Origin of the sequence: Micromonospora sp. NPDC050784 (assembly GCF_044456765.1) — a bacterium.
Classification (GTDB): domain Bacteria; phylum Actinomycetota; class Actinomycetes; order Mycobacteriales; family Micromonosporaceae; genus Micromonospora; species Micromonospora foliorum.
The window spans coordinates 84,503-108,429 of sequence record NZ_JBITGG010000001.1 but is presented as its reverse complement, the minus strand read 5'-3'; the positions used below and the strand labels follow the sequence as shown (position 1 = coordinate 108,429).

Genomic DNA, 23,927 nt, shown 5'->3' with positions numbered 1-23,927 from the left:
CTTGCCGGGAGCGGGTCCGAGTGGCACGTTGAGGCGGCACTTGCCCAACCGTTCTCACGATGTGTGATCGTCCGGACTCAGGCAGCATGAACCCGACGTCACGGGCGGAGGTTCCTCGCATGTCGCCACGGATCCAGCTCCCGAGCGGTTGGGTGACCTTCGTATTCACCGATATCGAGGGCTCAACCCGGCTGTCCCAGCTACTCGGCCCGGACTACCGCCCGGTGCTCGCCGAGCATCGACGGCTGCTGCGTCGCACGCTGGCCAGCACGGGTGGCGCGGAGCTGCTGACTGAGGGCGACTCGTTCTTCCTGGCCTTCGAGGAAGCGACCGCGGCGATGACCGCGTGCCTGACCGCCCAGCGCGCACTGTCCAGCCACGACTGGCCCACCTCCGAAGCCGCGCCCCGCGTGCGAATGGGCCTGCACACCGGCTACGCCGAGCCACGCGACGGCGAGTACGCCAGCCCCGAGGTGCACCGGGCCGCCCGGGTGGCCGCCGCCGCGCACGGCGGGCAGGTGCTCTGCACGGCGTCCACCGCACGTCGGGCCGAGCCGTTGCCGCCGGGTGCGACCCTGCTCGACCTGGGCCTGCACCGACTGCGCGGCTTCGACGACCGGGAACGACTGTTCCAACTGATCGCACCGGGTCTGGAGCGGCAGTTCCCCCGGCCCCGCACCGCCGACGCGGTGGCGCACAACCTGCCCACCCAGGTGACCTCGTTCGTCGGCCGGCAGGCCGAGCGCATCGAGTTGGGCCTACTGGTGCGACAACACCGCCTGGTCACCGTGCTGGGCGCGGGCGGGGCGGGTAAGACGCGGCTCGCGGTGGAGCTGGCCAGCGGAGTCGTCGAGGCGTACCCGGATGGGGTCTGGTTCGTCGACATCGCCTCGGTGACCGACCCGGGGTTGGTGGCGTTCGCCATCGCCGCCGTGCTCGGCCTGCGACCCGAGCCCGGCCGGCCGATGCTGGACACCCTCGTCGAGTACGCGGCCGGCCGCCGGATGCTTGTCGTACTGGACACTTGCGACACCCAACCGGCCGCCTGCGCGGAGGTGATCGCGCGTCTGCTGTCCGGCGGGGCCGGCGTACGGGTGCTGGCCACCAGTCGTGAGTCGTTCAGCCTGCCCGGCGAGGTGGTGTGGCGGATTCCGCCGCTCTCGGTCGACCCGCGCGCGGACGGTGCGGAGAGCGACGCGGTGGCGCTGCTGCTGGACCGTACGGCTGCGGCGCGTGGTGGTCGACAGCCGGACCCGGCCGAGTCCGCCGACCTGCGCCGGGTCGTGCAACGGCTGGACGGTCTGCCGCTCGCCATCGAGTTGGCCGCCGCCCGGCTGCGGGTGCTCTCCGTCGGCCAGCTCGCCGAGCGGCTGGACGATGTCCTCGGCACCCTGGACGCCGGCCGGGAGGACCCGGATCCGCCGCCGGTGGAGCGGGGCTGGTCCGGCAACCAGCAGGACACCGTGGACCTGGTCGCGGCGGCGGCCGGTGCGTCGCCGCCCACCCCGGCGAGCCGGGCGGTGCAGCGCTCGGCCACCGAACGCCACCTGACCATGCAGGCCACCGTCACGTGGTCGTACCGGACGCTTGGGCCCCGGGCCGCCCGCCTGCTGCGGTGGCTGGCGGTCTTCGCCGGCCCGGTGGATCTGGCGACGGTGGAGTGGCTGCTGGGTGACGATCCGCTGGACCCGCTCTCGGTCCTGGTGGACAAGTCGATGGTGTTGGCCGAGCCGCGCGCCGCCGGCAGCACCTACCGGATGCTCGACCCCATCCGGGCGTACGCGGCGCGGCGGCTGGCCGAGGCGGGTGAGGAGCAGGCCGCTCGGGACCGGCACGTGGCCTGGTCGGCGCACGCGTTGGACCGGGCCCACCTGGGCCAGGACGGCCGGCCGGTGACGCTGTCGTTGTATGCCCTCGATCCACTGGCCGGGGAGTTGCGCGCCGCGCTGCGGTGGTGCGCCACCGGCGGCAGCGCCCGCGCCGGTCTCGGTCTGGCGGGCGGGCTGGACCAGTGGTGGCTGGAGCGGGGCCTGGCGCGCGAGGGGCGGCTGTGGCTGTTCCGGCTGTACGGGCGGATCGCCGAGACGGGGGAGCGGATCCCGGAGGCGGAGCTGGCGGCGGCGTACCACATGCACTCGCTGCATGCCGGCGCCGACGGCGAGTTCGCCGAGGAGCTGCGCTACTCCCAGCGGGCCGAGGCAGCGGCCCGGCAGGCCGGCGACGCCGGCCTGCTGGCCCGGGTGCTCGCCGGCCGGGCCGCGCCGCTGGTGGACATGGGGCAGTTCGTCGAGGCCGAGCGGGTGTGCCGGGAGGTCATCGACTGGGCGCACGGGCAGGACGTGGTCGGCGAGGCGCTGTTCGCGGTGTTCAGCCTGGCCGAGCTGCTCTGGCGGCGGGGCGCCCTGGAGGAGGCCGCGGAGCTGCTGGGCGCGGTGCGTCCGGTGGAGGCGGCCCGACCCGTGGAGCGGGGCCGGCGTTCGGTGGACATGCTGCTCGGCATGGTCGCGCTGGCCCGCGGCGACGTGATCGCCGCCCACGAGCATCTGCTGGTGGCGCTGCGCTCCCGGATGGGGCACGGCTACCACGGCCGGGCGTGCGACACCTTGAACGCGGTCGCGGTGCGTTGCGCGATCGGCGGGCAGCGGTTGACCGCAGCCCGCCTGTTCGGGGCCGCGCAGGCCACCCGGGCGAGCATGCGTGCCACCCCCGGCATCTACGGCGGTTACTGGGCCGAACAGCAGGCGGAGTTGCGCGCGGTGTTGGGCGACGCGGCCTTCGACGACGCGTACGGCGAGGGTGCCGAGTTGGGGTTGGACGAGGCCGCGGCGCTGGCACTCGACGTGGAACACCCGGACCTGGCGGCGGACTCGACCCGCTTCAGCACCGGCCTGTCCCAACCGATACCCCGCCGTCCCACCGACTCCGACCGCCACCCAGCCACCCGAACCGAACGCGCCTAACCCCCTACCCCACCCCCCACCCACCCCGCTCCGCCCTTGTTGATCAAGAGATTTGCGTCAGGAAACGCGCTTCCGATGACCGAAACCTCTTGATCAACGCGGCGAAGGGGGGCGGGTTGGGGGCGCGGGGTTAGTGGGTGGCGGCGTTGGCTTCGGCTTGGGCCTTCATTCGGGCGGCGCGGTCGATGTCGGCCTGCTGGACGGCCGCTACCGAACCGAAGATGCTGACCGCCTGGTAGTACGTCCAGGTCAGGCTGTAGCAGGCCGGCCGGACGACCGAGTTGTACGTGGCGCAGACGCGCTTGAGGTCCTCGTAGAAGGCGCTGTCGAGGCGGGACTTGTTGGCGGAGAACTGGCCGACCGCCTTGTAGTTGCGGTAGCCGAAGTCGTGCCGGTAGCAGCCCAGGTTGAAGGTGAAGCCGAGCGGGTTGTCCGGGCTGGACGAGCAGTAGTCGGTGGACCAGTTGAAGTTGTACTCGGCCCAGGGGGCCCGGTTGACCCGGGCGCTGTTCCACGAGTTGTAGCTGGACGCGCTGGTCTGGGTCCAGCTGGACAGCACCGAGAGCCGTTGGGCGGGGGTGACGGCGGCGGCGGGGGAGGCGATGGTGAGGGTGGCGAGCAGCGCTAACGCGCCCGAGGCGAGCAGGGTGGCGAGACGTCGGGGCACGGGTTACCTCCGCGGGGTGAGCGGGTGGGACGGAAGTTACCGGCGGGTTACCGGATGTCGATGAGTGTCGATCAGCTGATCAACTAGGCGGTATGCGCGTCGCCAACTATTGGTGACATACGTTGAAACAGACGAATGCCCCGGACGCGCGAGGCGTCCGGGGCATTCAGAGAAGTGGGTCAGTGCCTGACGAATGCCGGCGGGCTCGCGGGGCTCTCGTTGGCCGACCGGTCCAGCGCGGTCAGCTGGTAGGTGTAGCGCTGACCGGGCTCGGCCGAGGTGTCCACCCAGGACTGGGTGCCGCCGGGCGTGGCCCGGACGGTGTCGACCAGGTGCGCGGCGTCGGCCGTGGCGCACCGGCCGGGCAGCGTGGTGCCGTCGAAGCGGTAGATCGCGTACGAGGTGGCGGTGCCGAGCGGGCCGACGCCGTCGGCGGGCTGCCGCCAGGTGAGTCGGACCCCGTCGGCCTGCCGGGTCGCCTTGGTGACCACCGGGAAGAGCAGCGGCCGGGCCGGCAGGTGGGGCATGGCCGGCACCAGCGCCGGGCGGGAGTAGTGCTCGCCCGCGTAGATGTCGGTGGCGCCGAGCCGGTTGGCCCGCACCTGCACCGCGGAGAAGTGCACGTTGCCCTGCACCTCCGGGTACGACCGATTGAGCGTCAGGTGGTCGGACAGCTCACGCGGGTTCTGCCAGTACGGCCCGTACGCCGGGTCGCCGCTCTTGTAGTCGGCCTGGCCGATGTAGAGCTGCACGCGGGTGCCGCGCACCGTCTCGGCCCACCACGGCACGAGGCGCGCGTAGTCGGCGGCCGGGTACTGGCCGATGTACCAGTAGAGCTGCGGCACCACGTAGTCGATCCACTCCTGCTTGATCCACTTGCGGGTGTCGGCGGAGATGATGTCGTACGACTGGCTGCCGGTGGTGTCGGAGCCGAGCGGGTCGGCGGTCTTGTTGCGCCAGATGCCGAACGGGCTGACGCCGAACTTCACCCACGGCTTCGCCGCCTTGATCTTGCCGTTCATCTCCTGGACCAGCAGGTTGATGTTGTCCCGCCGCCAGTCGGCCCGGTCGGTGAAGCCCCGGTTGTGGGCCGCGAAGGTCGCGTCGTCCGGCACCTGGTAGGTGCCACTGGGGTAGGGGTAGAAGTAGTCGTCGAAGTGGACGCCGTCGATGTCGTACCGCTTGACGGCGTCCATCATTGCGGTCTGGACGAACTCGCGGACCTCGGGTATCCCGGGGTTGTAGTAGAGCCGGCTGCCGGCCACGCCGGCCGGTGGGTAGGCGAAGGTCCAGTCGGGGTGCTGCTGGGCCGGGTGGCCGGGGGCGAGTTGGGCGAGGTCGGCGCCGGCGCCACCGGGGGCCGGCATGGACACGCGGTACGGGTTGAACCAGGCGTGGAACTCCAGGTTCCGCTTGTGCGACTCGTCGACCAGGAAGGCCAGGGGGTCCCAGCCCGGGTCCTGGCCGCGTACCCCGGTCAGGTACTCCGACCAGGGCTCGTACGGCGAGGGCCAGAGCGCGTCGGCGGTGGGTCGGACCTGCACCACGACGGCGTTGTGGTGCAGTCGCCCGGCCAGGTCGAGCAGCTCGCGGTACTCGGCCTGTTGGGCCGCGATCCGGTCCGGGTTGGTCTGGGACGCCTTGCTGGGCCAGTCGATGTTTACCACCGACGAGATCCACATGGCCCGGAACTGCCGCTTCGGGGTGGCCGGGTCGGTGGCGCAGGTAGCGGTGCTGGTGGTGTCGGCCGCGCCGGGTGCGGCGGTCCCGGGGGTGGCGGTGACGAACGTGCCGAGCAGGGCTGCGACCAGCCCGGCGACTCCGAGTCGGGTGGCTTTCATGCGGTGTGTCCCTTCGTTGGGGCTCCCGGATGTTTCGCGCGGTGCGCGGCAAGATTCGCCGCTGATGTCCGCGTTGCTGGTAGGAAATTTTCACAGTCTGGCCATCGCCGCAAGAGTTCGTGGTTGACCAATCGCGCCGCTGGGTAGCAACGGCGGTCACCGGCCGCCGCGGAGGTGGTCGCACGGTGGGAGGGGTGACCGGGTGTCCGTGCTGCGCACAAAACCAATCAAGGACGTGATAGCCCAAGGTGAGGCCGACGGCAGCGACGGCCAGCTGGGGCTGAAGAGGCGGCTCGGCGCGATCGACCTCACCGGCTTCGGCATCGGCATCGTGATCGGCACCGGCATCTTCACGCTCACCGGGATCGAGGCCCGGGACAGCGCCGGGCCGGGCGTGGTGATCTCCTTCGCCATCGCCGGCGTGGTGGCCCTGCTCGCCGCCCTCTGCTACGCCGAGCTGGCCTCCAGCGTGCCGACCGCCGGCAGCGCCTACACCTACGCGTACGCCACGATGGGCGAGATCGTGGCCTGGATCATCGGCTGGGACCTGCTGCTGGAGTTCGCCCTCGGCGCCGCCGTGGTGGCCCGAGGTTGGTCCGGCTACCTCGCCGAGCTGCTCGACCTGCCGACCCGGTGGTTCGGCGAGGAGGGCAGCACGGTCAACGTGGGCGCCATCGCCATCGTGTTGATCCTCGGCATCGTGGCGATCGTCGGCATCCGGGAGTCCGCCCGGATCACCAACCTGCTGGTGCTGGTCAAGGTGGCCATCTGCGTCTTCGTGGTGGTCGCCGGGCTGTTCTTCGTCAAGGCCGCCAACCTCACCCCGTTCATCCCGCCGGCCGAGCCCGCCGGGAGCGGCGACGACGGCATCAAGCAACCGGTCACGCAGGCGCTCTTCGGGCTGGAGCCCTCGGTCTTCGGCTTCGTCGGGGTGCTCAGCGCCGCCGCCGTGGTCTTCTTCGCGTACACCGGCTTCGAGGCCGTGGCCAACCTGGGCGAGGAGACGAGGAAGCCCAAGCGGGACCTCACCCTGGGTCTGCTCGGCACGCTGCTGATCTCCACGGTGCTCTACATCGGCGTCTCGCTGGTGGTGGTCGGGATGGTGCCGTACACCGAGATCGACCGGGGCGCCCCGATCGCGTCGGCCTTCGAGTCGGTCGGCGCGGGCTGGGCGGCCGTGCTGGTCTCCATCGCCGCCGTCGCGGGCCTGACCAGCGTCATCCTGGTCGATCTGGTGGCAATGGGCCGGATCGGCTTCGCCATCGCCCGGGATGGGTTGATCCCGCCCTCGATCGCGAAGGTGCACCCGCGCTGGGGCACCCCGTACCGGATCTCGGCGATCATGACGGTCGCGGTCGCGCTGCTGGCCGGCTTCCTGCCGCTCTCGGCGCTGGCCGACCTGGTCAGCATCGGCGCGCTCTGCGCGTTCGTCCTCGTGTCGATCGCGGTGCCGATCCTGCGCCGCAAGCGTCCGGACCTGGAGCGGCCGTTCCGAGTGCCGTTCTCGCCGGTGCTGCCGATCGTCTCGGCGCTGGCCTGCTTCTACCTGATGCTCAACCTGTCGGTGGAGACCTGGCTGCGGTTCCTGGCCTGGATGCTGCTCGGCGCGCTGATCTACTTCGGCTACGGCTACCGCCGCAACCGGCTGGCCCGACACGAACCGGCGGTCGCCCCGGCCCCGCGCGAGGCGACCGACTGACCTGCCAGGTGCGGGAGGGCCCCGTTTCCGGGGCCCTCCCGCACGATCAGCTCAGGGGCGCGGCTGGGGCCCGGGCGTGGGCCCCTTGACGACCGGTTTGCCGTCGACCCAGGTGACCTCGTCCAGCCAGGTCTGACGACCCGGGTCGGTGCTGCCCTCCTGGCCGGGCGGCCAGGCGTGGTACAGCAGCCAGGTCCGGCCGTCCTTGACCACCATCGACGCGTGGCCGGGGCCCGAGGCGGCCTCGTTGCTCTTCAGGATCGGGTTCTCGGCGGCCTTCACACACGGGCCGGTCGGGCTCTCGCAGACCGCGTAGCCCTCGGCGTACTCCGCACGGTCATAGGCGTTGGCGGCGAAGAAGAGCAGCAGCCGACCGTCCTGGCGGTGGAAGAACGGCCCCTCGATCAGAGTGCCCTCCCACGGCTCGGTCTGCTTGAGCAGCTTCGTCGGCTCGCCGACGAGGGTCAGGCCGTCGTCGGCGAGGCGCTGCGACCAGAGCCAGGTGTCCACTCCTATCGCGTTGCCGTCGTTCTTCCACAGCAGCCAGAGGCTGCCGTCGGCGTCCCGGAACGGGCTGGCGTCGATCGCCCCGCCCAGGTCGGCCTGGCAGATCAGCGGACCGGCAGCGTCGTCCCGGTACGGCCCCTGCGGGGCGCTCGCCACCGCCCGCCCGACGCACTGCCGCCCCGACTCCCGGCCGGCGACGGTGTAGTAGAGCAGGAAGCGGTCCGGCGCGAGCTGGATCGCCTCCGGCGCCCAGGTCTTACCAGCGTCCGCCCAGTCCGGCAGCGCCGGCAGGGCGTCCCCGGCCTCGGTCCAGTCGACCAGATCCGTCGAGGTGAGCACGGGGACGTTGCGGCCCCCGGAGTTGGTGTGGAACAGGTACCAGGTGTCGCCCACCTGGATCGCCTGCGGGTCCGGGGCGTCGCTTCTGACCACGGGGTTGGTGAACATGCTGGGGTCCCTCCCGTTGCTCGTGGTGGGCGTGGGCTCGGTGTCGTCGGCGCAGCCCGGAACGAGCAACGCGGCGGCGAGAACGATCGCCGCCGCGCCGCGTCGCCGGGCGGTGACGCGCGTCATCCCTTCAGACCGCTGCGGGAGACGCCCTGGATGATGTGCCGCTGGGCCAGGACGAAGAGGATCAGCACCGGCAGGCTGGCCAGTACCGCGCCCGCCATGATCACCGGGTAGTCGGTGACGTACGAGCCCTGGAGCAGGCCCAGGCCCGGTGGCAGGGTGAGCTGCTCCGGACTGAACAGCACGAAGATCGGCCAGAGGAAGTCGTTCCAGTTGGTGAGGAACGACAGCACGGCCAGGGTTGCCAGCGCAGGCTTGGACAGCGGCAGCACGACCCTGAAGAAGATCTGCCACTGGTTGGCGCCGTCGAGCGTGGCGGCCTCCTCCAGCTCGTTCGGCAGGGAGAGGAAGAACTGCCGCAGGAAGAACACCCCGAACGCGCTGGCCGCGCCGGGCACCACCACCACGGCGAGGGTGTCGATCCAGTTGAGCTGGTCGACGATCAGGAAGTTCGGGATGATCAGCGAGGTCGGCGGAATGAACAGCGTCCCGACGATCAGGGCGAAGGTCACCCGGCGCCCGCGGAACCGCAGCCGGGCCAGGGAGTACGCAGCCATCGAGGCGGTCACCAGCACCAGCAGCGAGTGCAGCGTGGCGGCCACCATGCTGTTGAGGAACCAGCGCAGCACCGGGTTGGCCGAGTTGTTGAGGATCTGTTCGTAGCCGTACCCGGCGATCGGGTTCGGCAGCCAGCTCGGCGGAATCTCCTGGGCGGCCGTGTAGGTCTTCAGTGAGGTGATGACCATCCACACCAGCGGGGTCAGGAAGATCAGGGTGAGCGCGACCAGGGTGGCGTAGAACATGACCCGGCGTGGCCCCGAGGCGGTGCCGTTGGTGGTCGGCGTGGGCGTCGTCATGGCGGTCCCCTCAGTCTTCCCGGTAGCGGAAGAGGCGGAAGTTGGCGATGCTCACGACCGCCAGCATCAGGGCGAACACGATGCTCATCGCGGCGGCCTTACCGGCGTTGTTGTTTCGCAGGCCCTCCTCGACGATGAACCACACCACCGTGCGAGTCTCCGTGCCGGGCGCACCCTGGGTGATCAGGAACGACTGGCCGAACATGTTCGCCGAGGCGAGCACGGTCGTGGTGATCACGAAGAGCAGCACCGGGCGCAATCCGGGCAGGGTGACGTTGCGGAACCGCTGCCACGTGTTCGCGCCGTCCATGCGGGCCGCCTCGTACAGCTCCGGCGAGATGTCCTGAAGGCCGGCCAGGTAGATCACCGCGTTGAAGCCCGACGTCCACCAGACGGTGACGCCGACCAGAGAGATCCACGCCCACGGCATGTTGGTCACCCAGGGCGTGTCCGACGGCAGCCCGACCACACCGAGGAGTCGGTTGACAAGGCCGAGGTTGGCGTCGAGCAGGAACCGCCAGAGCAGGCCGATCACCGCGACACCCAGCACGTACGGTGCGAAATAGACCGCCCGGAAGAAGGTCCGGCCCGGGAAGGAGCGGTTGAGAAGCAGCGCCAGCCCCAGCGGAACGACCACCAGCAGCGGCACCGACAGCACCGTGAAGATGGCGGTGGCCCGGACGCTCTGCCACCAGTCGCCGTAGACGGCGGAGTCGCTGGAGAACAGCTCCTTGTAGTTGTCCAACCCGACGAACGGCCGGTTCGGCAGCTGGAAGTCCCACTGGTGCACGCTCAGCCAGAGCCCGACGACGATCGGCAACAGGCCGAAGACCCCGAACAGCACCAGGTAGGGGGCGAGGAACAGGTATGGCGTCGCCCGTCCGGTCCGGCCCTCCGAGGCCCGGCGGGCAGCGTTGGCCGCCGGGGGCGGCGCGTCACCGCGCGCCGCCCCGACCTCGATCACGTCCGCCACTGGTTATCAGCTCCCGTACTTCTTGCGGTTGTCCTCGAGCTGCTTGTTGGCCTTGGCCACGCCCTCGTCGAGCGCCTGCTTCGGCGACTTCTTGCCCAGCGCGGCCACGTTGAACGTGTCGTAGAAGGTCTTGATGACCTCGCCGAGGCCCGGGGTCGCCGGCGGGAAGGCCGCGTACTCCAGCTCGGGGGCGAGCGCCGAGATCTCCGGCAGCGCCTTGAACTCGGCGCTCTCGCGGACCGCCTTGCGAGCCGGGATCTGGCCGCCCTTGGCCCAGTCCAGCGAGTGCTGGCTCAACCAGTTGATGAAGACCTTCGCGCCGGCGATCTTGTTGGCGTTGTTGGCCCGCTGCTTCACGATGGTGAAGTTGTGCGAGTTGGCCCAGGCCGCCGGCTTGCTGCCGATCTGGGGGAGCGGCGCGACTCCCCACTGCACCTCGGGGCTCTTCTTCAGGTCGTTGATCTGCCAGATGCCGTTGAAGGTGAAGGCGTTCTTGCCGCTCTTGAACGCCAGGTACTCGGCGTCCTGGCCGACGTTGGCCGGCGAGTGACCCTGCTTGATCATGTCGACCAGCCAGGTGCACGCCTCGACCGCCGGGTCGGAGTTGAACGTCGCCTTGGCCACCTCGGCGTCGAAGAGGGTGCCGCCCCACTGGTTGAGCAGGGAGTAGAACGTCATGCCACCGGTGAACTGGAACGGGCTGACCCAGAAGCCCTGCACGCCGGCCTTCTTGAACTCGCCCAACGCCGCCGTGAAATCGTCCTTGGTGGTCGGCGGCTTGTTCGGATCCAGGCCGGCCTTCTGCATCACGGTCTTGTTGTAGTAGAAGCCGAGCGGGTGCATGTCCAGCGGAATGCCGTACCGCTTATTGTTGTAGAGGCCGCCCTTCCAGACCGTGGGGGCGAAGTCCGCCTCGGAGAGCTCCAGGTTCTTGGCCACGTCGTCCAACTCGGTGATGACGCCACGGGCGGCGAAGGTGGCGAGCTGGTCCATGTGCATGACCGCGATGTCCGGGCCGTTGCCGCTGGAGGCCGCGCCGGGGAGCTTGTTGTAGTAGTCCTCCCACTGGTACGTGGCCACCGACACGGCGATGTTCTGGTGCTCGGTGTTGAACTGGTTCACCAGCGCCTTGAAGATGTCGCCGTCACCGCCGGTGAAGCCGTTCCACAGCTTCAGGTCCACCTTGGGGCCGGTGTACTCTTTGCCCCCATTTCCGGCGGCCGGCCCGGAGGTGCTGTCATCGCCGCCGCCGCAGCCCGCGAGGGTCAGCGAGGCCGCGGCGCCGAGTCCGAGACCGAGGCCGAGCAGGCGACGCCGGCTCATATCGTTCTGGATCATGCTTTATCTCTCCTTGAGGGGGAACGGAATGAATTGTGCCTGCTCAGGACCGGTGCGACATCAGGCGCTGGTCGGGCCGAAGCGCAGCACGCTCCAGGACACGGCAGGCAGGCGCACGGTGCACCGGCCGCCGTCGGGGGTGGGTGTGGGCAGTTCCCGCGGCGTCACCCGGTCGGGCTCGGCCTCGGTATTGGTCGCCGACGGGTCAGACCCGGCAGCGATGCTCTGGAAGGAATAACCGGATAGTCCTGGCAGAGCGCGCAGATCGATGTCCAATGCGAGGTCCGTCTGGTCACGGTTCACCGCGAAGACGGTCAGTGCGCCGGTCTCCTCGTCATGCACGGCGACGGTGTCGAGCACCGGCACGTCCCCGTACTTCTTGGTGTCGTAGCGCGGCGACACCGGGTCGGTGCGCAGCACGGTGCCCCGGGCGTAGCGCGCGGTCAGCGCGAACGGGTGGAAGATGCTCTGCCGCCAGGCGGGGCCGCCGTTGCGGGTGCGGATCGGCGCGATCACGTTGGCCAGTTGCGCCTGAGCGGCCACGCCGACCCGGTCGGCGTGGCGCAGCAGGGTGATCAGCAGGTCGCCGACGACCACCGCGTCGACGGCGGTGAAGTCATCCTCGATCAGCGCCGGAGCCTCGACCCAGCCACGCCGGTCCAGGTCGGCCTGGAGGCGGGACTCGTACCAGACGTTCCACTCGTCGAAGGAGATCTTCAGCTTGCGCTTGTGTCGCTGCTTGGCGGCCACGTGGTCGGCGGTCGCGACGACCTCGGTGATGAAGTTGTCCATGTCGACGGCCGACGCCAGGACGCTGGCCTGGTCGCCGTCGGACGGGTCGTAGTAGGTGTGCGCCGAGATGTAGTCGACGTGCTCGTAGGTGTGCTCCAGGACCGTCGCCTCCCACGAGGCGAAGGTGGGCATCCGCCGGTTGGAGCTGCCGCAGGCGATCAGGCTGATCGACGGGTCGATCATCTTCATCGCGCGAGCGGCCTCGGCGGCGAGGCGGCCGTACTCGTCGGCGGTCTTGTGGCCGACCTGCCACGGCCCGTCCATCTCGTTGCCCAGGCACCACAGCCGCACGCCGTACGGGTCCTCGGCGCCGTGCTTGCGCCGCAGGTCGGAGAGCTCGGTGCCGCCCGGGTGGTTGGCGTACTCCAGCAGGTCCAGTGCCTCCTGGACGCCCCGGGTGCCGAGGTTGACCGCCATCATCGGCTCGACGTCGGCCTCGGCGGCCCACGTCATGAACTCGTCCAGCCCGAAGGCGTTGGTCTCGATCGTCTTCCAGGCCAGGTCGAGCCGGCGCGGCCGGTCACCGACCGGCCCAACCCCGTCCTCCCAGCGGTAGCCGGAGACGAAGTTGCCACCCGGGTAGCGGACAACCGAGACGCCCAGTTCGCGGGTGAGGTCCAGCACGTCGCGGCGCAGGCCGCGGGAGTCGGCGGTGGGGTGGCCGGGCTCGTAGATGCCGCCGTAGACGCACCGCCCCATGTGCTCGACGAAGGAGCCGAAGAGGCGTCGGTCGGCCGGGCCGATGGAGAAGGCCGGGTCGATCGTCAGCTGCGCGGTCCGCAAGGGGGTGCCACCTTTCCTATGCCGTTGCCCGGGTGAGCGCAGTCACCGTTCACCCGGTGTCCACCGTTTCTACAACGTTGTAGGCAACGTTGTAAAGAGCGGTAGACAAGGTAAGGTGCGCTGGGTTACATCGGGGAGGTTGCGCAGTGCGGCACAGGCTCAAAGACGTGGCCGAACGGGCCGGCGTGTCCGTCAAGACCGTTTCGAACGTGGTGAACGGCTACGTACACGTGCGGCCGGACACCCGCGCTCGGGTCGAGGAGGCCATCGCCGAGCTCAACTACCGGCCCAACCTCTCCGCCCGTCACCTCCGTAAGGGCCGCACGGGCGTGATCGCGCTGGCCGTTCCGGAACTGGACATCCCGTACTTCGCCGAGCTGGCCCGCCACGTGGTCACCGCCGCCGCCCAGTACGGCTGGACGGTTCTGATCGACCAGACCGGCGGTCGGCGTGAGCAGGAGCGGGTGGTCGCCTCCGGCATCACCGACCACCTGATCGACGGGCTCATCTTCAGCCCTTTGGCGCTCACCGCGGAGGATCTGGCCGGCCTGGACGGCACGCCCATGGTGCTGCTCGGGGAGCGGGTCGAGCATGGCCCGGCGGATCGAGTGGTGATCGACAACGTGACAGCGGCCCGGGAGGTCACCAGTCAACTGATTCAGCTCGGCCACCGCCGGATCGCGGCCATCGGCTCGCAGCGCACCGACGAGGGTGCCAGCGCCCGGCTGCGCCTGGCCGGCTACCGCGACGCGCTGCTCGCCGCCGGGCTCGGCTACGACGAGACCCTGGTGGCGCCCGCGCCGGCCTGGCACCGCGCCGACGGCGCGGCCGCGATGCGCGGCCTGCTCAGCTCCGGCGTACGCCTCGACGCCGTCTTCTGCTTCAACGACACGCTCGCCCTCGGTGCCCTGCGCGCTCTGCACGAGGCCGGCCTGCGGGTGCCGGAGGATGTGGCGGTGGTCGGCTTCGACGACATCGAGGACGGCCGCTTCTCCACTCCGACGCTGACCACCGTGGCCCCGGACAAGGAGCAGATCGCCCGCCTGGCCGTCGAACTCCTGGCCAACCGCCTGGACGGCGATCGTGCCGCCCCTGCGAAGGAACTCAAAGCCCCGTACCACCTGGAACTTCGCGAATCAACCCAACCCCGGTCCCTCCCGCCCGCGCTTCAGCAGTAGGGGTGGTTCGGCGGTCAGTCGAAGAAGCGGGCCAGGTGGGACTGGGGTGCCGGATCGGCGTCCGGGGGGAGGGGGGTCAGGTCGGCGAAGATCGACGCGCCGTCGCAGCCGGCGTGCAGTGGGTACCACCGGGGCGTGCCCGGTGGCCGGAGCTGGCAGATCCCCTTGAACGTCTGCACGTCCATCAGCCGGACGTGGGTCGGGTCGGCCACCGCGTTCACGTGCCCCCACCAGGGGCTCATCACGTGCAGCACGCCACCGGGGCGCAGCACCCGATGACACTCGTCGACCAGCGGTAGGAAGTCGATCAGGTGCTCCAGGATGTGCACCGCGAAGAGGACGTCCACCGAGTTGTCGGCGAGCGGCAGTGAGCCGGACAGGTCCGCGACGGCGTCCACGCCGGGTGCCGGATAGATGTCCAGCCCCAGGTTGCTCGACCACTGCTTGGTCGGCCCACAACCGAGGTCCACGATCACCGGCTCCCGCCCACCGATGCCCACCCGGCACCAGACGCCGTAGACACCGGCCAGCCGCCCCACCATCTCCCGCACCAGCCGTAGCTGAGCGGGCTCGGCCACGTCGCCGGTCAGATGGGCCACGCCCCGGTCGAACCGCACCTCGACCGCCAGGTCCCGCAACCGATCGTCGTGGCGGACCTGGTCCGCCCATGCCTGACCGAGGAATTCGTCGATCGCCCGCAGCCGGTCGGCCGAGGGCGGAGTTTGCGCCAAAGCGACCATTCGGGCCACCTCCCGCCGCGCGTTACCCGCAATCGCGCCCGGTATGCCCCGCTAGTCCACCTCGTTGCCTGCTCGGGTGCAGCTAGCTGCTGGGCGTGTCGCAGGATGCGAGGCAGGTCCACAGTCAGTGATGCCACACCGGCATCATGATGCTCACTGGCATCAGGCTCAACGCGGACACCGGCCCACGCCAACGTGGCCGCGCCACGGGTCAGCCGGAGAGGGTCCGGCGGCCGCCGCGCATCCGCTGGCGAGGTGGCGGGTCGGCGGGCTTCGGCCGCTTGAGGTGGTAGCGGTGCAGTTCGTGGTTGCCGGGCAGGGACGGGTCCTCGCTCATCGCGACCAACTCCCAGCCCTGGTCACCGGCCCGGTTCAGGTGGGCCAGCGAGGTGTCGCCGTACGGCGTCACGTCGACCATCGAGCCGTCCGGGCCGTACCAGACGAAGACGACCTCCCAGCCGAGGTCGTTGGTCGCGGCCTGGCGGCGGCGGACCAGCAGGGCGTACTCCCACTTGAGCATGGCGTCATTCTCACCCCGCGCCGGCCCGCGGGCACGGATCAATCCTCGGCGATCCGCCCGCCATCGACGCGGAGTCGCCTGTTGGTCTCGATGGCGGCCAGCATCCGCCGGTCGTGGGTGACCAGCAGCAGCGTTCCGGGGTAGCTGGCCAGAGCCGATTCGAGCTGCTCGATGGCAGGCAGGTCCAGGTGGTTGGTGGGTTCGTCCAGCACCAGCAGGTTGACCCCACGGCCCTGGAGCAGGGCCAGCGCGGCCCGGGTCCGCTCACCCGGGGAGAGGGTGGCCGCCGGTCGGGGCACGTGCGCCGCACGCAGGCCGAACTTGGCCAGCAGGGTCCGCGCGTCCGCCGGCGACAGATGGGGTACGGCAGCCTCGAACGCGTCGATCAGCGGCACGTCGCCGAGGAACAGCCCGCGGGCCTGGTCCACCTCGCCGACCACCACGCCGGGCCCGAGCGACGCGGTGCCGGCGTCCAGCGGCAGCCGGCCCAGCAGCGCGGCCAACAGGGTGGACTTGCCCGAGCCGTTCGCCCCGGTCACCGCGACCCGGTCCGCCCAGTCGATCTGCAGGTCGACCGGGCCGAGAGTGAAGCCACCCCGGCGTACCACCGCTCCGCGCAGCGTGGCCACGACGGCGCCGGCGCGGGGCGCGGCGGCGATCTCCATCCGCAGCTCCCACTCCTTGCGGGGCTCCTCGACCACGTCGAGCCGTTCAATCAGCCGTTCGGTCTGCTTGGCCTTGGCGGCCTGCTTCTCGCTCGACTCACTGCGGAACTTGCGGCCGATCTTGTCGTTGTCGGTGGCCTTGCGGCGGGCGTTCCGCACGCCCTTCTCCATCCAGCCACGCTGGGTGCGGGCCCGTGCCTCCAGCCCGGCCTTGGTGTCGGCGTACTCCTCGAAGTCCGCGCGGGCGTGCCGGCGGGCCACCTCGCGCTCCTCCAGGTAGGCCGCGTACCCGCCGCCGTAGTGGTTGACCTGCTGCTGCGCCAGGTCCAGCTCCAGCACCCGGGTCACCGTGCGGGTGAGGAACTCCCGGTCGTGGCTGACCAGCACCGTGCCGGCCCGCAGCCCGGTGACGAACTCCTCCAGCCGTTCCAACCCGGCCAGGTCCAGGTCGTTCGTCGGCTCGTCGAGCAGGAACACGTCATACCGGCTCAGCAGCAGCGACGCGAGCCCGGCCCGGGCCGCCTGACCGCCGGAGAGCCCGGTCGTCGGGTGGTCCAGGTCGACCGCGAGCCCCAGGTCGGCGCTCACCTGCTCGGCGCGTTCGTCCAGGTCCGCGCCGCCGAGGGCGAGCCAGCGCTCCAGCGCGTCGCCGTACGCGTCGTCGGCGCCCGCCGCCCCGGCGGTCAGCGCCTCGGTCGCCGCGTCCAACGCCGCCTGCGCGGCGGTCACCCCGGTCCGGCGGGCCAGGAAGTCCCGTACCGTCTCGCCCGGTCGCCGTTCCGGCTCCTGTGGCAGGTGTCCGACGCTCGCGGTGGGCGGGCTGAGCCGCACGCTGCCGGCCTCGACCGGCAACAACCCGGCGAGGGTACGCAGCAGCGTCGACTTCCCGGCCCCGTTCGGCCCGACCAGCCCGACCACGTCGCCGGGGGCGACCACCAGGTCCAATCCGGCGAAGAGCGGGCGGTCGCCGTGCCCGGCGGCCAGGTCCTTGACGATCATCGTGGCGCTCATCAGGACGGCAGCCTATCCGGCCCCCCGCATACGACCGGCCGGCAGCGGGCAGACTCAACGACGTGGTGACCACACTGGCGATCGACTGTGGCGGCGGAGGCATCAAGGCGTCCGTGCTCGACGAGGCGGGAACGATGCGGGCCCGGCCGTTGCGGGTGCCCACCCCGTACCCGTTGCCGCCTGCGCTGTTCGTCCGGACCCTGCTGGATCTGGGCGGGCGCCTGCCAACGGCGGACCGGCTCACGGTCGGCGTACCCGGGATGATCCGGCACGGAGTGGTCGTGAGCACGCCGCACTACGTGACCCGCAACGGCCCCCGCACGCGGGTCGACCCGGACCTGCTCGCCGAGTGGTCCGGCTGGGACGCGCGGGGCGCGTTGGCCGACGCCTTCGGGGTGCCGGCTCTGGTGCTCAACGACGCCGAGGTGCACGGCGCTGGAGTGGTCGCCGGCACCGGCTGCGAGCTGGTGCTGACCCTGGGGACGGGGCTGGGCAGCGCGCTCTTCGACGGTGGGGTGCTCGCACCGCACCTGGAGCTGTCGCACGCGCCGGTGCGCTGGGGCACCACCTACGACACGTACGTCGGCGAGCCGGAACGGCGGCGGCTCGGCGACGCCTTCTGGTCCCGACGGATCCGGCAGGTGGTGGACGGGCTCCGCCCGGTGTTCCGCTGGGACCGGCTCTACCTGGGCGGAGGCAACTCCCGACTGATCCGCCCCGAGCAGCTGACCCGGATGGGCGACGACGTGGTGGTGGTGCCGAACACGGCCGGAATTGTCGGCGGTGTCCGCGCCTGGGAGCTGCACGCCGGCCGCCGGGACGCCCGCACCTGACCCTTCGGCGCCCGTCGGCGGCCCGAACTGACCCGATCTCGACCCCGGGAACAGTCGCCAAACTCCCGGTGTTGTGCCAGCGTCGGAACAGGTGACGGTGCGACCCGAGGAGGTGGCAGATGGATCTTCTGGCGGACTACCGGCGGGCGACCATGTTCTTCGAAACCGGTGACCCCAGTGGGGCAGCCCGACTGCTGGAGCCGATCATCGACGCCGAACCCGGCAACGCGGCGGTCCGGCAGCTCCTGGCCCGGGCGTACTTCCAGTCGGCCCAGCTCAACCGGGCCGAGGAGCACCTGCGCGAGTTGATCGAGCGGGACCCGAGCGACCACTACGCCCACCATGTGCTCGGTCGGACGCTGGAGCGACTGAACCGACACACCGACGCGCTGCGGCACCTCCGGATCGCCGCCGCGATGTACGCGGCCAACGACGACTACCGGACCGCGCTGGAGCGGGTGGAGACCCGAGTGGGCGGCCGGCGCTGAGCCTGACCCGGTGATGTGTGCGGGGCGGCCCTTCGGGGCCGCCCCTTCGTCGTCTGGCGGGCGACCTGCCGGACGTGCCTAGGATGGCGGACATGGGACCTGACCGGCCGGGGGCTGCGGCATGAAGCTCAAGCTGGACCTGCACGAGATCTTCAACAAGGGCCAGGACATCGACCGCGCGTTGCGCGGGATCATGGACGAGGCGGTGGCGAAGAAGGCCACCCTCGTCGAGATCATCCCCGGCAAGGGGTCCGGCCAGCTCAAGAAGCGGGTGCTGCGGTTCCTCGACCAGAAGGACGTCAAGCAGCTCTACCACCGCGTGGAGAAGGACTCGAAGAACTTCGGCCGCCTCTTCGTCCACTTCCGCTGGAAGTAAGAACCACACAGCCTCTGACCTGCGTATCCGGCCGCTGGCAGGGCCGATTAACCATGATCATGCCGTGTCCAGGCCGTCAAGGGCTTGCGGAGCGTCGTTGCCGGCCTGGTCCTCACCGAGTGCCTTGTCGATGGCCCGGCGGGTGCGATCCTCGCTGGCCGGCAGTAGGTGGGTGTAGGTCCGAAGGGTGAAGCCCGGGTCCGCGTGGCCCAGGTAGGCCGACAGCGCCTTGACGCTCTCCCCAGCGTCCAGGAGGACCGAGGCGTAGGTGTGGCGCAGGACGTGCATCCCGTTGTGTCGGTCGTCGGGGATCCCGGTCGCGCGGATCGCGGGCTTCCAGACACCGGAGTTGAACATCGAGCGGGACAGCGCCAGACCGGCAGGTGTCGTCAGGTACAGCTCGACGGTTCGCGGCTCGCCGGTCAGCGTCTCCCACGGCAGGGTCACCGGGACCGGCGGGCAATCCCGCGCGTGTTGCTTGAGTCTGCCGGCTACCGAGTCGGGCAACGGGACCTCGCGGGACTTGCCGCCCTTCGGCGGGGCGAAGATCAGCGAACCCCGAACCAACTTGATCTGCCGAGTGATTTGCAGGACCGGGCGGGTCGGGTCGAGGTCCCCGGGGCTGACCGCGAATATCTCCCCTTGCCGTAGACCGCATCCTGCGCCCAGGTCCACCGCGATCCGGTACCGGGGACGCACGTTCTTCCGAAACGCAGTCAACCGGGTGACCGGCCATGGCACCACCTTGGTCGCAGCGGGTTTCGGCCGGCGAATGCTCTTGACCGCGAACGGGTTACTGACGATCTTCTTGTCGTCCACCGCCGCGTTGAGAATCATCGACACGTCAGTGAAGAGGACCCGGCGGTAACCCACCGACAGCCCTTTCTCTTGAATCTTCCGCGCCCACTCCCGGATCGTCGTCGGCTGGATGGACGCGATCGGCTTGTGCCCGATGACCGGGTACACGTGCAGGCGGAGTTCGTACTCGATGCGGTCGCGGGTGAGCACGTCGGTGGTCGCGGCAGCGAGCCATTCGTCGGCGTACTGCTTGAAGGTCGTGCGGCCGGCGTCGGGGTCGACGTAGGTGCCCTTGAGGATGTCGGCCTGGACGTTGGCAAGAAATGCCTGTGCGTCGCGCTTCTTCTTGTCGGGGAACGACTGCGATTTCTCTTTGCCGTCAGGGGCGAGGTACCGAACGCGGTAGCGCATTCCCTGCCCGCACTCTGGCTTTGGTTCCTGCCGGGACTTCCCATCCGGACCGACAACCGTCTTGTACCAGCGGTCAACGATGTGAGCCATGTCAGGCCACCTTGGACTGGTCGGTGAACCAGGCGCGCACCGAAGCCGGGTCATAGCGCAGATGCCGGCCGACCCGGGCGGCGGGTGGGCCGTACTTGCGTTTGCGCCACTGGTAGAGCGTCTGCACTGGCACCCGCAGGTAGGCGGAGACATCTTCGATTTCCCAGAGCGGTTCGGGCTTAGGCGGTGCGGTCATCGTGGCTCCTTCCGGGTGATGGTGATGTAGGTGCGGCTTTCGCCGCTGTAGCCGGCGGGTCGGGTGCTGGTGCGGCAGGTGACCCGCTCGCGGCCGTAGTAGGCGGTGAGTTGGGCCGCGATGGTGGCGGCATGGGTGGTGACGGTGGCGGTCGGACCGATGAGGCGGACCGCGACCAGGGGGCGGGGACATGTGGGCATGGCGCTCCTTCCGGGTGTCGGGTGGGTGGGGTGTTGCGTGCGCTGTGGAGTTGTCAAGGAACGGCTTCACGGGCGTTGACACGTACGTGTCAAGTGGCCAGGGGTTGGACCGCGCGAGCGGCGGTGAGTTCGTCGGCCAGGGCGTCGATGCCGGCGAGGTGTTGTGCGCGGGCCATGGCGGCGGCGGTGTTGGCGAGTAGGGCGTCGCCGGTGGTGATCCAGCCGGTGGCTTGGTAGCCGAGTTCGTAGATGACGCGTTCGGTTTGCTCGTCGTCCCAGGTGTGGGGGTGGCCCTCGGTGCGTCGCCAGATGGTGCGCTGCAAGCGGAGGAAGCCGAGGGTGACGGAGAAGGCGCGGCTCTTGGTGGCGATGTGTCCGCCGTAGCCGAACTGGTGCGCCCACCGCCGAAGCCGTGCGTAGTCGGGGTGCTCGCCGATGTCCCAGCACGCCCGGATCAGCCGGCCGAGGTGCGTGCCCGGGTCGCCGTGGACTTCGACGGAGAGGTCGTCGACGCGGCGCAGGCTCAGGCCGGTTACCTCGGTGCTCTTGGTGACGTACTTGGCGATGTACCCGGTGATCTGGGCAAGGTTGACCTCGCGCCCGGGGGCGTTGACGTGCTTGAGGTCCAAGCCCTTGTCACCCCAGGCGATGTGCCAGCCCTGCCGCCCGTTGGCGGGGTGCGGCGCGGAGGTGTAGGAGGTCTTCACGAACGCGGCCCGGACGGCAGCCTCGAACAGGTCTCGGGTGATGACGCGGGGCGGGGGCACGATCGCCTCAGGGCAGTCGGGGTTATAGCCGTCGAGGCGGATCAGGGCGTGGTAATGGACGACGCCGCGTACCTGGAATTCGTAGACCTTGATGTAGCGGCGACGCAGGTCCACGCCGTGTGCCCGGCCGAGACGGCGTAGTTCCCGGTCGGCTTGCTGGATGGTGCGGCGCCACAGCTCGGGTGCTTCGTGGTTCCACACGACCTGGCCGACGTGGTCGTAGCAGTCCAAGCACAACGGCTGCCCGAGCTGGGTGTCTGCGGCCTTGTGGCGCTGCCCGCACCGCAACTCCACACCGTGCGGGCAGGTGCGGCCGAAGCGGTGGCACACCGAGGGCCGGCAGGTGCAGCCGTCCTTCTTCCGGCAGTCCGCGGAGTGCACCTCCACCACCCGGTGGTGCACCGGGCCGAACGATGGGGCGGTGGCGGTCAGGAAGATGGCGATGTGCTCGTCGAGCGGCGGCAGTCCCCACCGGTCGCCCTGGAGCCCAGCTTTGATGAGGTGGTAGGTGTCCCGCCGGTACAGATCCGCGCAGGACGGGCAGACCGAGGCGCGGCGATTGCCGCAGGGGGTGTAGATCGCCCCGTCGGGCATGTCCTCGGTGTCGACCGTCGCCATGCGGTTGCCGTCGGCGTCGTTGACGTGGATCTGCCCGGCCAGCCGGATCGGGTGCTTGCACGCCGACGCGGCGCGGACGTGGCCGAGCCATTCGGAGTAGTCGGGGTCTTGGGCACGGGCACGACCGGATGCGACGGTGCGGGGGTCGTGGCCGCGTACCCACCCGGCGGCGGCGGGGTTGCGGGTGCCGGTGGTGGGGGTAGCCCAGGGCCAGTAGCTGGCGGACTCAGCGGAGGCTCCCGTGCCCGAAACCTTGGTGGTTTCGGGCGCGAGAGGCAACGTCGAGGACGTCACGCGATGGCTCCCACGGTGGTGCCGTTGTGGGGTCGGTCGTTGATGGTGGTCGGGTTGGTCAGGGCCGTGAGGATGTCAGCGGCCGTCTGGGTGGGCACGCGCAGCCGGACGGCGAGTTGGCCGGGGGTGATGGGCTCACCGTGGGCCTTCTCGTGGGCGTTGGCGATGATGCGTGCGTTGGGCAGCAGTGCAGCCGGTGGGCCGGTGGTGACCGGCGTAGCGGGCGCGGGTGCCGGGACGGGCTTGTTGTCGGTGGTGGGTTTGACCGTGGTGACGGTCGGGGTGTCCTCGCTGGAGGTCAGGTTGACGGGTGCGGTGTCGGTGTCGGGCGTGGGGTTGGTGGTCGGGGTCGCGGCGGCCGGGCGGACCAGCGTCGAGGCGGGGATGTCGGATGACGGGGCCTCGGCGGTGGTGGCCGGCTCAGGTGCCGGGACAGGTGTCGTAGACCGGTTGGCGATGGTGTTGGCGGCGGCGAGGAGCGCGGCGGCTTCGGCTTCGATGGCGGCGAAGTCGGGTCGGATGCGTCCGGCGACGAGTTCGACGCCGATCACGAGGACGACGACGAGCGCGAAGACCAGTCGGAGGCCGAGACTGCCGGGCGAGGCGAAGTTGATCGTTGCCGACAGCAGTGCTGCGCAGGCGAACACGACCAGGGCTCCGCGTTTGGCATCTTTGGCGATACCGGAGGTGCGGACGACGGTCAGCATGGAGACCATGGCGGCGTCGAAGATCAGCGGAACCAGATAGGCGAAGTAGCCGGCGTTCTGGGTCCACAGGTAGTGCGCTTGGTGCAGGTAGCTGGTCAGCAGCGCGCCGAGCAGGACGAAGCGGTTGTACCGCTTGATCGAGTTGATCGCCTTGAGCATGTTGGGCACAGCGTTGCGTGCGTACTCGGTGGCGAACTGCTCCGTGACTGTGCTGGCGTTGGCATTGGGCATCAGTGGTCACCTCCTATGCAGTCGAAGCAGGAGCCGGTACGGCGGGGGATGTAGTAGGGCTTGACCTGCTGACATTCGGGGCAGGTACGCCGGGCGGTGAGCGCCTTGTCGATGGCCGCCAGTTGGGCGGGGGTTGCGGTGCGCTTGGGCATCGCGAGGTCGAGGCGGAACAGGTAGGCGACGCGCTTGCCGCGACGCCACATGATTTGTGCGGCGGGGTCTTGGCCGCCGGGGCGCAGGTTGCGAGTGCGTAGTTGCCGACGGGTCAGCAGCCCGTCGGGGGCGAACTTGAAGGGGTAGGTCGGCAGGCCGTAGCGCTCGCCGGTCGGGTCGTAAAAGACCATCGGGTCCTCCGAGTCGGCGTCGTCCTGGTCGTGGTCGTCGCCGGCAGGAGCGCTGCCGGTGGCGAAGGTGGGGTGTTCGTAGGTGTCGCGGTCGATGTCCTCGGGCAGGAACGCCGCCGAGCAGACCGCGCAGACGATCGGGCCTTCCTCGAAGGCGGCGGTGGAGATGCGCAGCTTGCGGGGGCACTCGCATTCGCACGAGACGCCGTTGTTGTTGTTCGTGCGGGTCTTGCCTTCCCCGGTCGGTTCCGGGTGGCGGTAGAAGCGCAGCGCGACGGAGAGGCCGGTGATGGTGGCCTTGTAGCGGGCGCGGGTGAGGTCGGTCAGGGTGCAGGGCGAGTAGCCGAGCTTGTCGTCCTTAGTCGTGGACAGGCCGAGTTCGGCGGCGAGGGTGGCGAACTTCTTGTTGTGCCAGCGACCCTGCCGGGAGGTGTCCTGGACGCCTCGCACGTCGGCGAGGGCGTGGGTTGCTT

22 protein-coding genes are annotated in these 23,927 nt (G+C 70.1%); 6 read left to right on the top strand and 16 right to left on the bottom strand.

Features of this window, described 5'->3' with window-relative positions; translation table 11 throughout:
* The first annotated feature begins 119 nt into the window (after positions 1-119).
* On the top strand, positions 120-2,960 hold the full coding sequence (locus ACIBD9_RS00515; protein WP_396713253.1) for an ATP-binding protein: 2,841 nt from the start codon (positions 120-122) through the stop codon (positions 2,958-2,960).
* Between the two features lie 130 nt (positions 2,961-3,090).
* Here ACIBD9_RS00515 and ACIBD9_RS00510 read toward each other — a convergent pair whose 3' ends face one another.
* Entirely contained in the window at positions 3,091-3,627 is a 537-nt protein-coding gene (locus tag ACIBD9_RS00510; RefSeq protein ID WP_396713251.1) for a phospholipase, read from the bottom strand.
* A 179-nt stretch (positions 3,628-3,806) separates the two neighbouring features.
* Positions 3,807-5,468 (bottom strand): family 10 glycosylhydrolase, encoded by a 1,662-nt coding sequence (locus tag ACIBD9_RS00505; RefSeq protein ID WP_396713249.1) that lies wholly within the window; start codon positions 5,466-5,468, stop codon positions 3,807-3,809.
* 202 nt (positions 5,469-5,670) lie between these two features.
* Between ACIBD9_RS00505 and ACIBD9_RS00500 the strand changes: the two genes are divergently transcribed.
* Positions 5,671-7,167, top strand: a complete 1,497-nt coding sequence (locus tag ACIBD9_RS00500) for an amino acid permease (protein ID WP_396713247.1) — start codon at positions 5,671-5,673, stop codon at positions 7,165-7,167.
* A gap of 51 nt (positions 7,168-7,218) precedes the next feature.
* Here ACIBD9_RS00500 and ACIBD9_RS00495 read toward each other — a convergent pair whose 3' ends face one another.
* Genes ACIBD9_RS00495 through ACIBD9_RS00475 form a run of 5 tightly spaced genes read right to left on the bottom strand, consistent with a single transcriptional unit; the run spans position 7,219 to position 12,987 of the window.
* Positions 7,219-8,247, bottom strand: coding sequence for a glycoside hydrolase family 43 protein (locus ACIBD9_RS00495; protein WP_396713245.1), 1,029 nt, complete (start codon positions 8,245-8,247; stop codon positions 7,219-7,221).
* Positions 8,244-9,101, bottom strand: a complete 858-nt coding sequence (locus tag ACIBD9_RS00490; protein ID WP_396713243.1) for a carbohydrate ABC transporter permease — start codon at positions 9,099-9,101, stop codon at positions 8,244-8,246. The genes ACIBD9_RS00495 and ACIBD9_RS00490 overlap by 4 nt, the downstream gene beginning before the upstream one ends.
* Positions 9,102-9,111: 10 nt before the next feature.
* A complete protein-coding gene (locus ACIBD9_RS00485) occupies positions 9,112-10,074 on the bottom strand; it encodes a carbohydrate ABC transporter permease (protein ID WP_396713241.1) in 963 nt (320 codons plus the stop codon).
* Positions 10,075-10,080: 6 nt separating this feature from the next.
* Complete coding sequence (locus tag ACIBD9_RS00480) at positions 10,081-11,412, bottom strand: ABC transporter substrate-binding protein (RefSeq protein WP_396713239.1); 1,332 nt, start codon at positions 11,410-11,412, stop codon at positions 10,081-10,083.
* 60 nt (positions 11,413-11,472) lie between these two features.
* Positions 11,473-12,987 carry an alpha-N-arabinofuranosidase gene (locus tag ACIBD9_RS00475; protein ID WP_396713237.1) on the bottom strand — a complete coding sequence of 505 codons (1,515 nt, stop codon included), beginning with the start codon at positions 12,985-12,987 and terminating at the stop codon, positions 11,473-11,475.
* Positions 12,988-13,133: 146 nt separating this feature from the next.
* Between ACIBD9_RS00475 and ACIBD9_RS00470 the strand changes: the two genes are divergently transcribed.
* Entirely contained in the window at positions 13,134-14,165 is a 1,032-nt protein-coding gene (locus ACIBD9_RS00470; RefSeq protein ID WP_396713235.1) for a LacI family DNA-binding transcriptional regulator, read from the top strand.
* Between the two features lie 14 nt (positions 14,166-14,179).
* Here the strand turns inward: ACIBD9_RS00470 and ACIBD9_RS00465 are convergent, their stop codons facing one another.
* The 3 genes from ACIBD9_RS00465 to ACIBD9_RS00455 form a co-directional block, all read right to left on the bottom strand.
* Positions 14,180-14,905, bottom strand: a complete 726-nt coding sequence (locus ACIBD9_RS00465; protein WP_396713233.1) for a methyltransferase domain-containing protein — start codon at positions 14,903-14,905, stop codon at positions 14,180-14,182.
* A 211-nt stretch (positions 14,906-15,116) separates the two neighbouring features.
* Positions 15,117-15,425, bottom strand: a complete 309-nt coding sequence (locus ACIBD9_RS00460; RefSeq protein ID WP_124822832.1) for a hypothetical protein — start codon at positions 15,423-15,425, stop codon at positions 15,117-15,119.
* Between the two features lie 38 nt (positions 15,426-15,463).
* On the bottom strand, positions 15,464-17,101 hold the full coding sequence (locus tag ACIBD9_RS00455) for an ABC-F family ATP-binding cassette domain-containing protein (protein WP_238657212.1): 1,638 nt from the start codon (positions 17,099-17,101) through the stop codon (positions 15,464-15,466).
* Between the two features lie 62 nt (positions 17,102-17,163).
* Between ACIBD9_RS00455 and ACIBD9_RS00450 the strand changes: the two genes are divergently transcribed.
* The 3 genes from ACIBD9_RS00450 to ACIBD9_RS00440 all read left to right on the top strand — a co-directional run bounded on the left by ACIBD9_RS00450 (position 17,164) and on the right by ACIBD9_RS00440 (position 18,798).
* Positions 17,164-17,934 carry an ROK family protein gene (locus ACIBD9_RS00450; RefSeq protein WP_396713230.1) on the top strand — a complete coding sequence of 257 codons (771 nt, stop codon included), beginning with the start codon at positions 17,164-17,166 and terminating at the stop codon, positions 17,932-17,934.
* A gap of 119 nt (positions 17,935-18,053) precedes the next feature.
* Positions 18,054-18,422, top strand: a complete 369-nt coding sequence (locus ACIBD9_RS00445; RefSeq protein WP_396713228.1) for a tetratricopeptide repeat protein — start codon at positions 18,054-18,056, stop codon at positions 18,420-18,422.
* Positions 18,423-18,543: 121 nt separating this feature from the next.
* The gene (locus ACIBD9_RS00440; protein ID WP_007465523.1) at positions 18,544-18,798 is read left to right on the top strand and encodes a Smr/MutS family protein; all 255 of its coding nucleotides are present in this window, start codon (positions 18,544-18,546) and stop codon (positions 18,796-18,798) included.
* Between the two features lie 57 nt (positions 18,799-18,855).
* On the opposite strand, the gene ACIBD9_RS00435 is transcribed toward ACIBD9_RS00440, so the two are convergent.
* From ACIBD9_RS00435 to ACIBD9_RS00410, 6 genes are all read right to left on the bottom strand, one after another.
* Positions 18,856-20,097, bottom strand: coding sequence for a tyrosine-type recombinase/integrase (locus ACIBD9_RS00435; RefSeq protein ID WP_396713226.1), 1,242 nt, complete (start codon positions 20,095-20,097; stop codon positions 18,856-18,858).
* Position 20,098: 1 nt separating this feature from the next.
* The gene (locus ACIBD9_RS00430; RefSeq protein WP_396713224.1) at positions 20,099-20,293 is read right to left on the bottom strand and encodes a helix-turn-helix domain-containing protein; all 195 of its coding nucleotides are present in this window, start codon (positions 20,291-20,293) and stop codon (positions 20,099-20,101) included.
* A complete protein-coding gene (locus tag ACIBD9_RS00425; RefSeq protein ID WP_396713222.1) occupies positions 20,290-20,493 on the bottom strand; it encodes a hypothetical protein in 204 nt (67 codons plus the stop codon). Before ACIBD9_RS00425 ends, ACIBD9_RS00430 begins: the two co-directional genes overlap by 4 nt.
* Positions 20,494-20,582: 89 nt before the next feature.
* On the bottom strand, positions 20,583-22,172 hold the full coding sequence (locus ACIBD9_RS00420) for a replication initiator (protein WP_396713220.1): 1,590 nt from the start codon (positions 22,170-22,172) through the stop codon (positions 20,583-20,585).
* Positions 22,169-23,110, bottom strand: a complete 942-nt coding sequence (locus tag ACIBD9_RS00415) for a DUF2637 domain-containing protein (RefSeq protein ID WP_396713218.1) — start codon at positions 23,108-23,110, stop codon at positions 22,169-22,171. The genes ACIBD9_RS00420 and ACIBD9_RS00415 overlap by 4 nt, the downstream gene beginning before the upstream one ends.
* Positions 23,110-23,454, bottom strand: coding sequence for an RRQRL motif-containing zinc-binding protein (locus ACIBD9_RS00410; RefSeq protein ID WP_396713798.1), 345 nt, complete (start codon positions 23,452-23,454; stop codon positions 23,110-23,112). Before ACIBD9_RS00410 ends, ACIBD9_RS00415 begins: the two co-directional genes overlap by 1 nt.
* Positions 23,455-23,927 lie beyond the last annotated feature (473 nt).

Bases quoted from the DNA above. Each gene is read 5' to 3' on its own strand.
- ACIBD9_RS00435 (WP_396713226.1), bottom strand. From the start codon at position 20,097: ATGGCTCACATCGTTGACCGCTGGTACAAGACGGTTGTCGGTCCGGAT.
- ACIBD9_RS00425 (WP_396713222.1), bottom strand. From the start codon at position 20,493: ATGCCCACATGTCCCCGCCCCCTGGTCGCGGTCCGCCTCATCGGTCCG.
- ACIBD9_RS00515 (WP_396713253.1), top strand. From the start codon at position 120: ATGTCGCCACGGATCCAGCTCCCGAGCGGTTGGGTGACCTTCGTATTC.
- ACIBD9_RS00430 (WP_396713224.1), bottom strand. From the start codon at position 20,293: ATGACCGCACCGCCTAAGCCCGAACCGCTCTGGGAAATCGAAGATGTC.
- ACIBD9_RS00505 (WP_396713249.1), bottom strand. From the start codon at position 5,468: ATGAAAGCCACCCGACTCGGAGTCGCCGGGCTGGTCGCAGCCCTGCTC.
- ACIBD9_RS00495 (WP_396713245.1), bottom strand. From the start codon at position 8,247: ATGACGCGCGTCACCGCCCGGCGACGCGGCGCGGCGGCGATCGTTCTC.
- ACIBD9_RS00415 (WP_396713218.1), bottom strand. From the start codon at position 23,110: ATGCCCAATGCCAACGCCAGCACAGTCACGGAGCAGTTCGCCACCGAG.
- ACIBD9_RS00440 (WP_007465523.1), top strand. From the start codon at position 18,544: ATGAAGCTCAAGCTGGACCTGCACGAGATCTTCAACAAGGGCCAGGAC.
- ACIBD9_RS00460 (WP_124822832.1), bottom strand. From the start codon at position 15,425: ATGCTCAAGTGGGAGTACGCCCTGCTGGTCCGCCGCCGCCAGGCCGCG.
- ACIBD9_RS00465 (WP_396713233.1), bottom strand. From the start codon at position 14,905: ATGGTCGCTTTGGCGCAAACTCCGCCCTCGGCCGACCGGCTGCGGGCG.
- ACIBD9_RS00445 (WP_396713228.1), top strand. From the start codon at position 18,054: ATGGATCTTCTGGCGGACTACCGGCGGGCGACCATGTTCTTCGAAACC.
- ACIBD9_RS00410 (WP_396713798.1), bottom strand. From the start codon at position 23,454: ATGGTCTTTTACGACCCGACCGGCGAGCGCTACGGCCTGCCGACCTAC.
- ACIBD9_RS00455 (WP_238657212.1), bottom strand. From the start codon at position 17,101: ATGAGCGCCACGATGATCGTCAAGGACCTGGCCGCCGGGCACGGCGAC.
- ACIBD9_RS00480 (WP_396713239.1), bottom strand. From the start codon at position 11,412: ATGATCCAGAACGATATGAGCCGGCGTCGCCTGCTCGGCCTCGGTCTC.
- ACIBD9_RS00490 (WP_396713243.1), bottom strand. From the start codon at position 9,101: ATGACGACGCCCACGCCGACCACCAACGGCACCGCCTCGGGGCCACGC.